Origin of the sequence: Colwellia sp. KU-HH00111, from assembly GCF_040362745.1 — a bacterium.
GTDB lineage: Bacteria > Pseudomonadota > Gammaproteobacteria > Enterobacterales > Alteromonadaceae > Colwellia.
In genome coordinates this window covers 191,529-204,579 of sequence record NZ_BAABWO010000004.1, presented here as the reverse complement: position 1 = coordinate 204,579, position 13,051 = coordinate 191,529, and the positions used below count along the sequence as shown (strand labels likewise).

The 13,051-nt window shown below is 39.4% G+C and carries 14 protein-coding genes; 5 read left to right on the top strand and 9 right to left on the bottom strand.

The window, feature by feature from the left end:
• Positions 1-29: 29 nt before the first annotated feature.
• Positions 30-968: a flagellar motor protein MotB gene (locus ABXG98_RS09620; RefSeq protein ID WP_353538457.1), complete on the bottom strand. Its 939-nt coding sequence runs from the start codon at positions 966-968 to the stop codon at positions 30-32.
• Positions 969-980: 12 nt separating this feature from the next.
• Positions 981-1,748: a flagellar motor protein PomA gene (pomA, locus tag ABXG98_RS09615; RefSeq protein WP_353538456.1), complete on the bottom strand. Its 768-nt coding sequence runs from the start codon at positions 1,746-1,748 to the stop codon at positions 981-983.
• Between the two features lie 484 nt (positions 1,749-2,232).
• Here pomA and ABXG98_RS09610 point away from each other — a divergent pair, with 484 nt between their 5' ends.
• The 5 genes from ABXG98_RS09610 to ABXG98_RS09590 all read left to right on the top strand — a co-directional run bounded on the left by ABXG98_RS09610 (position 2,233) and on the right by ABXG98_RS09590 (position 6,856).
• Positions 2,233-2,499 carry an exodeoxyribonuclease VII small subunit gene (locus tag ABXG98_RS09610; protein ID WP_353538455.1) on the top strand — a complete coding sequence of 89 codons (267 nt, stop codon included), beginning with the start codon at positions 2,233-2,235 and terminating at the stop codon, positions 2,497-2,499.
• Positions 2,496-3,386: a (2E,6E)-farnesyl diphosphate synthase gene (gene ispA, locus ABXG98_RS09605; RefSeq protein WP_353538454.1), complete on the top strand. Its 891-nt coding sequence runs from the start codon at positions 2,496-2,498 to the stop codon at positions 3,384-3,386. The genes ABXG98_RS09610 and ispA overlap by 4 nt, the downstream gene beginning before the upstream one ends.
• A 46-nt stretch (positions 3,387-3,432) precedes the next feature.
• Positions 3,433-5,307, top strand: coding sequence for a 1-deoxy-D-xylulose-5-phosphate synthase (gene dxs / locus ABXG98_RS09600; RefSeq protein WP_353538453.1), 1,875 nt, complete (start codon positions 3,433-3,435; stop codon positions 5,305-5,307).
• 185 nt (positions 5,308-5,492) lie between these two features.
• Positions 5,493-5,939: a hypothetical protein gene (locus tag ABXG98_RS09595; RefSeq protein WP_353538452.1), complete on the top strand. Its 447-nt coding sequence runs from the start codon at positions 5,493-5,495 to the stop codon at positions 5,937-5,939.
• Positions 5,936-6,856, top strand: coding sequence for a histone deacetylase family protein (locus tag ABXG98_RS09590; protein WP_353538451.1), 921 nt, complete (start codon positions 5,936-5,938; stop codon positions 6,854-6,856). The genes ABXG98_RS09595 and ABXG98_RS09590 overlap by 4 nt, the downstream gene beginning before the upstream one ends.
• A 61-nt stretch (positions 6,857-6,917) precedes the next feature.
• On the opposite strand, the gene nqrM is transcribed toward ABXG98_RS09590, so the two are convergent.
• The 7 genes from nqrM to ABXG98_RS09555 form a co-directional block, all read right to left on the bottom strand.
• Positions 6,918-7,148, bottom strand: coding sequence for a (Na+)-NQR maturation NqrM (nqrM, locus tag ABXG98_RS09585; protein ID WP_353538450.1), 231 nt, complete (start codon positions 7,146-7,148; stop codon positions 6,918-6,920).
• Positions 7,149-7,214: 66 nt separating this feature from the next.
• A complete protein-coding gene (locus ABXG98_RS09580; RefSeq protein WP_353538449.1) occupies positions 7,215-8,246 on the bottom strand; it encodes an FAD:protein FMN transferase in 1,032 nt (343 codons plus the stop codon).
• A 289-nt stretch (positions 8,247-8,535) separates the two neighbouring features.
• Positions 8,536-9,759: an NADH:ubiquinone reductase (Na(+)-transporting) subunit F gene (gene nqrF, locus ABXG98_RS09575; protein WP_353538448.1), complete on the bottom strand. Its 1,224-nt coding sequence runs from the start codon at positions 9,757-9,759 to the stop codon at positions 8,536-8,538.
• Positions 9,760-9,822: 63 nt separating this feature from the next.
• Entirely contained in the window at positions 9,823-10,446 is a 624-nt protein-coding gene (nqrE, locus tag ABXG98_RS09570) for an NADH:ubiquinone reductase (Na(+)-transporting) subunit E (RefSeq protein ID WP_353538447.1), read from the bottom strand.
• A 5-nt stretch (positions 10,447-10,451) separates the two neighbouring features.
• Positions 10,452-11,075, bottom strand: a complete 624-nt coding sequence (locus ABXG98_RS09565; protein WP_353538446.1) for an NADH:ubiquinone reductase (Na(+)-transporting) subunit D — start codon at positions 11,073-11,075, stop codon at positions 10,452-10,454.
• Positions 11,075-11,854, bottom strand: a complete 780-nt coding sequence (locus ABXG98_RS09560) for a Na(+)-translocating NADH-quinone reductase subunit C (protein WP_353538445.1) — start codon at positions 11,852-11,854, stop codon at positions 11,075-11,077. The genes ABXG98_RS09565 and ABXG98_RS09560 overlap by 1 nt, the downstream gene beginning before the upstream one ends.
• Positions 11,847-13,049, bottom strand: a complete 1,203-nt coding sequence (locus ABXG98_RS09555; protein WP_353538444.1) for an NADH:ubiquinone reductase (Na(+)-transporting) subunit B — start codon at positions 13,047-13,049, stop codon at positions 11,847-11,849. Before ABXG98_RS09555 ends, ABXG98_RS09560 begins: the two co-directional genes overlap by 8 nt.
• Positions 13,050-13,051 lie beyond the last annotated feature (2 nt).

Sequence of the window (13,051 nt, the reverse complement as noted above, 5' to 3'; positions counted from 1 at the left end):
TTGATCCGATTAATATTTGATGACCGTGATTAATCGATCACTTGAATAGGGGCACTTTCTTTTGCCTTGCCTTGGTTAATAGCAATTTCAACACGGCGGTTGCGGCGACGATTTAAGGCGTTAGTATTGGGGACAAGCGGTCGGGTATCGGCATGACCTGCAACCACTAAACGGCTTTGTTCAAAATTTGGCACTTTAATCAACTCATGAGCGATAGCAACCGCCCGTTTGCTTGATAAATCCCAATTTGAATCAAATAGTTCAGAGTCTACACCACGATTATCGGTATTACCCGACACCATAATTTCACCGGGCATGGTATTTAACAACTCACCAATTCTTCTGATAATAGGCCTAAACTTAGGTTGTAAAAAAGCAGACCCCGATGGGAATGAACCGTTTTCTCTAATACGGATAATCACCTGTTGGCCTAATGACTCTAGCTCTACAGCACCATCTTGAATTTCTTTTTCCATCTGTTCAGCGATTTTTTTAACGAGATCATTCACATGCTCTTGTGCCGCTTTTTCCAGCTGCTCTTGAGCTTGTTGAATTTCTTGGGCTGTTAACGCATCTTCGGTATTTTGTGATTGACCACCTCGCTCTTCACCACGTTGCTCTTGCCGTCCTCCAGCAGAGGTTTCATCACCGGCTTGAAACTCTAACATTTGTTGAGTCATCTCTTGGGTTTGTTGCTGAATCACTTCAATAGGTGTTGGCTCAGGTTTTCCAGGGCGAAACTCTTGAGCGATAATGCTGGTGCCTTTAGGAATATCCTTGACTTCAATTTTGTTTTGGACACCAAAAGCAAATTTCATTGACCCTGCAATTTGTTTAAATTTCATCACATCCATTTCAGAAAACGACAATAACAAAACAAAGAAACACATCAATAACGACATTAAATCAGCGAAGGTTCCCATCCATGCAGGCAATCCTGGTGGTGGGCATTTACATTCGTCAGCCATGGTTACCCCTTACTAACCTTCATCCGTTGTGCCGATTTGGCGCTTGCCTTCAGCAAGGTAGTTTTTCAACAATCCTTCAATTACCCGCGGATTTTGCCCATCTTGAATACCTAACACCGCATCAAGTACCAACTCTTGGTTCATTTTTTCTTCTGCCATACGCAGTTGTAATTTAGATGCTAGCGGAATAGCAATAACATTGGCTAAGAAAGCACCATACAGGGTTGTTAATAACGCTACCGCCATCGCTGGGCCGATAGACTTGGGGTCATCCATGTTAGATAACATAGCAACCAAGCCTATCAGCGTGCCTATCATCCCCATAGCTGGCGCAACATCGGCCAGTGCCATTAACATATTTGAGCCTGTTTCATGACGTTCAGTGGTTAAATCAATATCTTTTTGTAACGTCGCTCTCACCACGTCTGCGTCATGCCCATCAACAAGCATGTCAACACCCTTTTGCATAAAAGCATTGGTGATTTCGGCTTCTTCTAGGGCTAAAAACCCCCCTTTTCGAGCTGCATCTGCCATATCAACCGCCTTTTCAATCAGCTCTTCAGGTTTTTCAAGCTTGAACATAAAAGCTTTACCAATGATTTTGCCTATGCCGAAAAATTGCCCCAAATTATAATTAGATAAGACAACAAAAATTGAACCACAAAATACGATCAGCACTGATTGTGTATCGGCAAACATCATGATATCGCCAGATAACACCATGGCCATTGCCAGCAAACCTATCGCACCTACTATGCCAATTAACGTTGCTAAATCCACAGAACTCTCCTAAAACTACAAAATCTACACGACCTATTAAAATAATAGTACATGATGAAATAATTATTCGCCATTACTTCTGTCTTTATTATCGTCCTTATACTCAATAACTTAATAGGGTCTGTTGATCTTTGCTGATTATTTTTGCAGCAGTTTATTAGCCTTTTATACAAGGCAGAGCTTATGTTGTGTAGTTGTTCTACTCTAATAAGCGATAACACAGTAGAAATGGCTAATAAACGCTGTCCTACGGATTCGTTTAAATGCTTCTTGCTCTTTGTTGCGAGGAATTTAAATAGAATAACTATTCTACATTCCTAGCGCCGCGACCAAAAAGCATTTAATTCGAACAAAATTTAAACATGAAAGGTCAACAGACCCTAGCTGATATAGAATAAATTTTGTTGAAATAAATAATCGCCACATTGACCATTGCGCCTAGCTAAGGTAAGTTTGCGCTTAGAGTTTAACTAGGGTTAAAAACATGGCAAAGAAAAAAATAGAAAACCTAAGTTTTGAAGAGTCGCTTAATGAATTAGACACCATAGTTCAAAGTCTCGAACAAGGTGATTTAAACTTAGAAGAGTCAATGGCACTTTTTGAGCGTGGTTTATCGCTAAGTAAACTCAGCCAAAATAAGTTGAACACCGCAGAGCAAAAAGTAAAAATATTACTTGAACAGCAAGGTGAGCAACAACTGCATGATTTCGACGTATCAACTAACGATTCATCTTTAGGTGAGCCTTTGTGAGTGATTTAGTTAATCATGAGTTCTTGCAACTGCGAATTAATCAGTATTTAGAACAGCAGCTTAATAAACTAACCGTTAACGATGATAGACTCCACCAGGCAATGGCTTATGGCTTGCTTATTGGCGGTAAACGCATTCGTCCATATTTAGTATATATTACAGGAGAAACCCTAGGCGTTAGCTTAGCTGACCTTGACGGTATTGCAGGTGCATTGGAATGTATTCATGCCTATTCGTTACTGCACGATGATTTGCCCGCAATGGATGACGACGACTTACGCCGTGGTAAACCTACCTGTCATAAAGCCTTTGATGAAGCAACCGCCATTTTAGCCGGTGATAGTTTGCAAACGCTAGCTTTTGATATTTTAGCTAATCATAGTTTTTCTGCCGCAACTCAGCCTAAACAACTAGCATTAATCAAGCAACTTGTTACCGCCGCTGGCTACCAAGGTATGTGTGGTGGGCAAGCGCTTGATTTAGCTGCGACCGATAAATCAATCAACTTAACTCAACTTGAGCAATTGCATTCGTTAAAAACCGGGGCACTGCTTGAAGCTTCGGTATTAATGGCGGCAGAGTGCGCCCCAGCAATCACTGAACAAGATAAGCAAGCACTAAAAGAGTACGCTCAATTGATTGGTCTCGCCTATCAAGTTCAAGACGATATTATTGATATCACATCAACGCAAGAACAGCTCGGAAAACCTTGTGGCTCAGACCTAGCTGCAAATAAAAGTACTTACCCTGCGCTCTTGGGTTTACAAGGCGCACAACAAAAAGCTGAAAACTTATTTCAACAAGCGCTTCAAGCTTTAGCTCGTTTGCCTTACAATACCCAATCCTTGGCTGATTTTGCTACTTTCATTATTAAACGTAGCCACTAATGGCGGCCATAAATCAGTTAATATAATGAACTAATATCGAAAAACTATGACTACAAACCTTGCTGATTACCCATTACTCGCACAGATAAATTCGCCAAAGGACTTACGAAATATTACTGCTGACCAATTAACAAAAGTCAGTAACGAATTGCGTCGCTTTTTATTAAATTCTGTCAGTAAAAGTAGTGGTCATTTCGCTTCAGGTCTTGGCACTATTGAACTCACCGTTGCCTTGCACTATGTTTATAACACTCCGTTCGATCATCTTATTTGGGATGTTGGCCACCAAGCGTATCCCCATAAAATTTTAACGGGTCGTCGTGATCAACTACATACTATTCGACAAAAAAATGGCTTGCATCCATTTCCTTGGCGGGAAGAAAGTGAATACGATACATTAAGTGTGGGTCATTCTAGTACCTCTATCTCAGCAGCTTTGGGGTTAGCCGTTGCGGCAGATAAAGAAGCAAAAAACAGAAAAACTGTTGCTGTCATTGGTGATGGCGCTATGACCGCTGGGATGGCATTTGAAGCGCTAAACCATGCCGGTGATATCAAAAAAGATATGCTTATTATTTTAAATGATAATGAAATGTCTATTTCAGAAAATGTTGGCGCGTTAAACAATCATTTTGCCAAAATGCTATCGGGCTCTTTATATACTGGTCTGCGAGAAGGTAGTAAACGCTTACTTGACAATATTCCTCCGATAAAAGAATTAGCCAGTCGCGCAGAAGAACATCTTAAAGGTATGGTAGTACCAAGCACCTTTTTTGAAGAACTAGGTTTTAATTACATAGGCCCTATTGATGGTCATGATGTTAACGGCCTAGTCGATACCATTAAAAATATGCGCAACCTGAGTGGCCCACAATTACTGCATATTGCCACTAAAAAAGGCAAGGGTTATCATGCTGCTGAACAAGACCCGATTAAATACCATGCGGTACCTAAATTTAATCCTTCCGATACTAATTTGCCAAAATCAAAGCCCAGTTTACCAAGCTACTCACAAATATTTGGTGATTGGCTTTGTAAAACGGCGCAAACAGACAAAAACCTAGTTGCAATAACCCCAGCAATGCGAGAAGGCTCAGGTATGGTTGAATTCAGCCAACGTTTTCCTGACCAGTACTTTGATGTTGCGATTGCCGAGCAGCATGCAGTAACTTATGCCGCAGGTCTAGCTATTGGTGGACAAAAGCCAGTAGTTGCTATCTATTCAAGCTTTTTACAGCGTGGATACGATCAATTAATTCATGATATTGCTATTCAAAATTTACCCGTTTTATTTGCTGTTGACCGTGCTGGTGTTGTCGGTGCTGATGGCGCTACGCACCAAGGCTCCTTTGATTTAAGCTTTTTACGTTGTATTCCTAACATGGTAATCATGGCTCCAGCGAACGAACGTGAATGTCAATTAATGTTAACGACAGGCTATCAGCTTAATTCACCGGCAGTAGTACGCTACCCCCGTGGAAATGGCACAGGTGAGCTACTCCCTGATGTAGATGAAACCATTGAAATAGGTAAAGCGAACGTTATTCTTAAAGCTGAAGGAGACCAGCCAAAAGTCGCTATTTTAAGCTTTGGTACTATGTTAGCCCAAGCGCATCAGGCAGCGACTGAACTTGGTGCAACACTGATTGATATGCGTTTTATTAAGCCACTTGACGTGCAGATCATTGATGAAACACAACAAACCCATGATGTAATTGTAACCATTGAAGACAATGCAATTGCCGGTGGTGCAGGTTCTGCCGTAAATGAATATGTTTTATCTCAAGGTGTTGCGACAAAGATATTAAATATCGGCATTCCAGATCATTTTATTAAGCATGGTACCCAAGAAGAAGTCCATCAGGAGTTAGGGCTAGATTCTATAGGGATAATAGCTAAAATTAGTAGCTTTATAAGTTAAGCTGATCTCGGCTTAATTCAAAGCTATCGATGAAAGGCAGATGTATTGAAAAAAATAATAATATAATCATAATGTAATTGATGAAAGTACTAGTGAAGCTGATTATAGAGTCATTAACTGTTTTCAAAGGAATGGCTTGAGTTGTTATAGTTACAAATAATTTAAATAATATTAAGGACGATAAAATGGTAAGAATACATGTATGGACAAAAAATGAAACTCACATTGGTCATGCTTCGTTAACAATAGGCACAACTTATATTAGTTTTTGGCCAGAAGGCGATGCTGTTAAAAAAGACCTAAAAATTAAAAGAAGCCAACCAGGATCTTTTATGACAAGCCTTGAAGATGACATTTATAGCGAAGGAAACCGACAACCAATAACAGTAATAGTTAATAATTTAGATGAAAAAGCTATTCTAAATTTTATCAAGGATCTCCAAGTCTCCATTCCAAGATATCAATTAGCACGAAATAATTGTTCTCATATTGTTGCTCAATGTTTACAAGCAGGAGCAACTAAACCAAGCTTTACTCCAACAGCTAAAGAATATGGTAAATTGGGTTCAATAATAGGGTATGGTATTTGGACCCCAGAGCAAGTGTTAAGATATGCGAGAGAGTTAGTATGATACATGTGTTTTATGATGATAAATTTAATATTAATTTAGGTGTTTTGAACTACTTGCATCCGTTTGATGGGATAAAATTTAAAAAAATATTTAATTCTATCAATTCAAATAAAAACATTGAAATTCATTCATCAATAGCACCTATATCTATGGATATAGTCAATGAATTTACAAATGAACTTGTCCGAATGCTCATAGTTGAAAAAGTACCTGTATTGAGGGCATTAGAAGTTCCTAATATACCATTTATTAATTTTAACTATTTAGATAGAAAAGTTCTTTTACCTATGAAATGTGGAGTAAACGCCACCTTAAAAGCGGCAAAACTAGCATTGACAGGAAAATATTGTTGGAATCTTGCAGGTGGTTATCATCATGCAAGTCAACATAGTATGGAGGGTTTTTGTATCTATAATGATATAGGCATTGCCTACCAAGAATTAATGAAATCAGGTGAGTTAACACCAGAAGATAATGTATTAATTATTGATACAGATGCTCATCATGGCAATGGTAACGCAAGAACCTTTATAGATAATGATAAAATAAAAATACTTGATGTTTATAATGAATCAATTTATCCATTAACACACTCAACCCGTGAACGAATAAATTTTCCAGTCCCTTTGCCTTCAGGGGTAAAGTCTGAACAGTATTTATTTTCTTATCAAAAAGCATTAAATGCATTAAATGCAGATTATAAAATAGCATTTATAGTCGCAGGAACTGATGTGCTTAAATCTGATAGGTTAGGTGGTATGAACTTAACTATAGGTGATGTGGTAAGAAGGGAGCATTTAACTCTGTCTAGGTTGAAAGAATTAAAACTCCCTGCTGTTTTTCTTGGTGCTGGAGGATATTCAAAAGATAGTGCTAACGCTACTGCTGCTTCAATAAGGGAATTGAGTCAAGTGTAATAGTTACCTACCCTTTCTATTTTAAATATTAGCTTTTCACCACAAAAACATGTCTACATCACTACAAGTTTTCAACATCTATTTTATTTTGCAAATTTTGCTCTAACGCGGCTTTTCGTTCGCGTTCTTGACGCTTCTCGCAGGGATTATCGCAGTTACAGGCTTTTTCAATACCTACACTGCCTAAACCACCACAACTGCCAGCAAGGGTTTTATTTTGAAAAATATACCCTACGGCCATAGCTGCGCCAACGACTAGAAAAAAACCAAAGGTGATTAAAAAGATCATCATAATAACTGCATGCCTATTAATAATTCGAAAAATTGCCAGGCTATCGCCTAACCTTTATAACTAGTATTACTTTAAATATTGCTTAAATTTTACCGTAAATTGCTCGGTAAAGCCATGCTCGGTTTTTGAAATAAACAAGGCGGCGAGCTCATGCTTCACTGCAAACTTCATCCCTTGCTCTGTCCCCATTACCATTAACGCGGTAGATAACCCATCAGCGGTCATTGATGAAGGTGCAATTACGGTAACCGAGACGAGGTTATGATTGATTGGTTTACCTGTTTGAGGGTCGATAATATGTGAAAAACGCTGACCGTCTGCTTCAAAATAATTGCGGTAGTCACCTGAGGTTGCAACGGCGTTATCTTTAGGGATGATCACTTGTTGTATTGCTCTTTGCTCACCTGAGGGGTCTAAAATCGGCTTCTCAATGGCAATAGCCCAAAGCTCTCCCGTATGTTTAAAGCCCCGTAGACGCATCTCACCGCCTATTTCCACCAAATAGTTAGTAATGCCATTCGCTTCTATTAATTCGGCCACGACATCAACGCCATACCCTTTAGCTGTGGTAGAAAGATCAACGTAAAGGTTGGGGATATCTTTTGATAACTGCTTAGCATTTAAATGCAAATTAGTTAAACCAACACGTGCATGTGTCGCAGCTAACAGCTCATCACTAGGGGCTTTTTCAGGACGTAACTCAGGACCAAAACCCCATAGGTTAACTAAAGGCCCCACGGTAATATCAAGTTTACCGCCGCTTAATTCACCGATACGAATAGACTCTTGTAACACCCTTGCAAAGCCATCAGAGACTTCAATAGGGTCTAGCGAAGTTGATTGATTAAAACGAGAAATTTCTGAATCAGCAATATAGGTCGACATTTCCTGATTTACTTGCTTAAGCGCGTCATCAATTTTCTGTTGTAGTTTCAGCGCTTCCAACTGCTTGAGGGTAGCAACCACCTTAATATTATAGGTAGTGCCCATAGTACGACCCTGCAATAAAATTTCAGTTTTGCCTGAATTATTACTGGGAAAGCAAGCGGATATACTAACAGCTAACAGCACAAGCAGCAGTTGTTTGAATTTGTTCATTTTAGTTTTCCAAATTTATTATTTATATAACCACTCTAGAAACGCCAGATTTAGATTCCGGCTTAAGAGACAACCGGAATGACGCCAAGTGCAGGTAAAGCTGTTATATAAATAATAAAGACGACCGAGGTCGTCTTTATTTAACTGTGTAATTTCCAGCTTAAGTAGCTTTTCAGCTCAAAGCTAGTTCGTTTTAGAGCAAAGAGAAGGCGCGGAGTTGACGATAGTCAATGAGCACCTTCGATGCAGCTATTAAGCGAAATAGCAAAGAGATAAAAGTTACAATATATTAGCCGCCAAAATCATCGAGTAGTATATTCTCGTCTTCTACACCTAAGTCTTTCAACATATGAATAACCGCAGCATTCATCATTGGTGGACCACACATGTAGTACTCACAATCTTCTGGTGCTTCATGATCTTTCAAATAGTTTTCATAAAGTACATTATGAATAAAGCCGGTCATACCATCCCAGTTATCTTCTGGTTGAGGGTCTGAAAGCGCAACATGCCATTCAAAGTTATCATTTTCAGCAGCAAGCATGTTGTAGTCATCTTCATAAAACATTTCACGAAGCGAACGTGCACCATACCAGAAGCTCATCTTACGTTTAGACTTAAGACGCTTAAGCTGATCAAAGATATGAGAGCGCATTGGCGCCATACCTGCACCACCACCGATAAATACCATTTCATTATCAGTTTCTTTGGCGAAGAATTCACCAAATGGACCTGAAATTGTTACTTTATCGCCTGGCTTAAGGCTAAAGATAAACGATGACATTTTACCCGCTGGTAAATGTAACTTTCCTGGAGGCGGCGTAGCAATACGCACGTTCAGCATAATGATGCCTTCTTCTTCAGGATAGTTAGCCATTGAATAAGCACGTAATGTATCAGTATCTACTTTAGATTCTACATCAAAGAACCCAAAATGCTCCCAATCACCACGGTACTGGTCTTCAATGTCAAAGTCTTTATATTTAACATGATGCGCTGGCGCTTCAATTTGAATATAACCACCGGCTTTAAATGGTACAGATTCACCATTAGGAATTTGTAGCTTAAGCTCTTTAATAAACGTTGCTTTGTTATCATTTGAGATAACTTCACATTGCCATTGCTGAACACCGAAGATTTCATCTTCAACTTCAATTTCCATGTCTTGTTTAACAGCCACTTGACATGCTAAACGGCAGCCTTCTTTTGCTTCACGCTTAGTAATATGACCTAATTCAGTAGGTAGGATATCACCGCCACCTGAATGTACTTCTACACGACACTGACCACAAGTACCACCGCCACCACACGCTGAAGGAATAAAAATACCTTTATCAGCTAAAGCGCCTAATAACTTGCCACCGGCAGCAGTTGTTACTGCTTTGTCGGCATCGCCGTTAATATTGATCGTTACGTCACCACTAGAAACTAGTTTAGATTTAGCAAATAAGATTACTAAAACTAGCGCCAGTACAATTGCGGTAAACATCGATACGCCGAGAATAATTTCCATCGACTTTTCCTTTAAACTTCTCTAAGGGTGTAACACCGAAAATCAGCATTACACCAACCAAACTTATAGGGAAATACCACCGAAAGACAAAAAGCCAAAAGCCATTAGTCCAGCAGTAATAAACGTAATACCTAAACCTTTCAAACCATTGGGTACATCAGAATACTTCATTTTCTCACGAATACCCGCAAGTAAAACAATCGCTAATGCCCAACCGATACCAGAGCCAATACCGTAAACAACTGATTCACCTAGTGTTAAGTTTTTAGCTACCATAAAAGACACAGCACCAAAAATCGCACAGTTAACAGTAATTAACGGTAAGAAAATACCCAGTGCTTGATATAAGGCAGGGAAGTATTTATCTAGTACCATTTCAAGGATTTGAACAAGCGCAGCAATTACACCAATGAAGGTAATAAATGATAAAAAGCTCAAATCAATAGATTCAGTAGGGTCGGTAATACCTAGTACACTGTCTAACGCACCTGGTGCCAAAACAGCTTGGTAGATAATTTGGTTAGCCGGTACTGCAATACCTAGTACTACAACAACCGCCACACCCAAACCAATGGCTGTATCGACTTTTTTAGATACCGCTAAGAATGTACACATACCTAAAAAGAATGATAGTGCAATGTTTTCGATAAAAATCGTTTTAACTAATAGACTTAAATAATGTTCCATTGCGATTAGTCCTTCTCTACTTGTTCAGGTTTCCACTGGCGAATAGCCCAGATAATAAAACCTATAATGAAGAATGAGCTAAATGGTAATACTAATAAACCATTCGCTTGATACCAACCGTCATTTTGAATTAATGGCAGAATTTCAACACCAAACAAGGTGCCAAAACCAAATAATTCACGGAAGAAAGCGACTGTCATTAAAATAACACCGTAACCTAAGCCGTTACCAATACCATCCCAGAAACTTACAACCGGTTTCTCTTTCATGGCAAATGCTTCAGCACGACCCATAACGATACAGTTGGTGATAATCAAACCAACAAATACTGATAGCTCTTTTGATAACTGATAAGAAAACGCTTTTAACACTTGGTCAACCACAATTACCAATGATGCAATAATCGCCATTTGCACGATAATACGTACACTTGATGGGATATGATTACGAATAATTGAAATAAACAAGTTAGAGAAAGCTGTTACTAAAACAACGGCTAACGTCATAACTAACGCATTGGCCATTGAGCTTGTTACCGCTAATGCTGAACAAATACCTAATACCTGTAAGGCAATAGGGTTATTGTCAACAATCGGTTGAGTTAATACCTTTTTTGCTTCAGATGACATTAGTTAACACCCCCTGCACGATATTTAGCAATGAAAGGTGCGTACCCTTCTTCACCAAACCAAAATTGTAATGTGCGAGTAACACCATTACTGGTTAAAGTGGCGCCTGATAATGCATCAACACCATGCATATCTCCGGCTTTCGCACCGCCTTTAACTAATCTGGCTTTTACTTCGCCTGCACTGTTGTAGATTTTTTTACCCGGCCATAGCGCTTTCCACTTAGGGTTCATTACTTCAGCACCTAAGCCTGGAGTTTCACTATGATCTGAGTAAATAACACTGCGTACGGTATTTAAATCAGCCTCTAAGCCAACATAGCCATACATTAGGTTCCATAAACCAGAGCCAACAATAGGTAACACCACTGTTTCAACTTTACCTGATTCATTACGCACCAAATAAACAACTGCGTCATGTGAGCGGCGATTGATACCCGCTATATCATTTTCTGGCTTATCTGATTTAGTGACATCACGTGCATTACGACGCTCATCAAATAACTTTGGGTTACCTTCGATGAATTCACCTGTATCTAAATCAATCATTTTGGCTTCTACTAGTTTAGCAAAAGTTGCTTTGATCGCTTTAGAGCTACCATCAGTGGTTGCTAATAAACCTGAAGCTTCTAAAATTTTAGTTTGCTGATCAAGTAGTTTATTTTCTACTTGAAGTGGCTTTAACTGAACAGCTGCAATCGATACTAGTGCCGCACAAACTAAACACACAACGAATACAAAACCAACCGTTTTGCCGAATGTTTCTTTATTACTAGACATTACGTGCAAGCCTCCGTTTAATGTTGCCTTTAACTACAAAGTAGTCAAACAATGGCGCAAATAAGTTAGCAAATAAAATGGCTAACATCATGCCCTCTGGGAATGCTGGATTGACGACGCGAACTAATACCACCATTACACCTACTAATGCACCAAACCAGTATTTACCGGTATTAGTAAAAGAAGCAGATACGGGGTCAGTTGCCATAAACATCATACCAAAAGCAAAACCACCAACAACTAAATGCCAGTACCAAGGCATAGCAAACATTGCATTAGTATCACTGCCAACAGCATTAAACAAGAATGCTGTTACTACCATGCCGCCAAACACACCTAGTACTATGCGCCATGAAGCAATCCCCTTATAAAGGATGTATGCACCACCAAGTAAAATAGCAAAAGTAGACACTTCACCAACAGAGCCAGGAATGAAGCCCCAGAATGCGTTCCACCAATCGGCATTCATTGAATATTCAACTAAACCTTGGTTAGCAGCACTAAGTGCTGTTGCACCTGAGAAGCCATCAGCAGCAACCCAAACCGCGTCACCAGATATTTCGGCAGGATAAGCAAAGAATAAAAACGCACGACCCGCTAATGCTGGGTTTAAGAAGTTTTTACCTGTGCCACCAAAAATTTCTTTGGCAACAACAATACCAAAAGTAATACCAATGGCTACTTGCCATAAAGGAATGGTTGCAGGCACGATAAGCGCAAACAATATCGAAGAAACGAAGAAGCCTTCGTTGACTTCATGTCCGCGTACGGCTGCAAAAAGTACTTCCCAGAAACCACCTACTATAAAAGTAACGGCATAAATAGGAAGAAAGAACATAGCACCGTAAAACATCATACTGAACCAACCAGATTCAGCGGTTAGCGTTCCACCTAACATGGTAAACAAAGCTGTTTGCCAAGTGTCAGGCATCGCATATCCAGCAACTAACGCGTCAACTGCTTGGAAACCAATGTTGTACATACCAAAGAACATGGCAGGGAAAACCGCTAGCCATACTGTGATCATGATACGTTTTAAGTCAATGCTATCACGTACATGGGTTTTACCTTTGTTTACTTGCCCAGGGGTAAATAAACCAGTAGCAACCGCTTCATACAAAGCAAACCACTTCTCATGTTTGCCGCCTTTTTCAAAATGCGGCTCAATATCTTCAATAAACTTTTTCAAGCCCATGA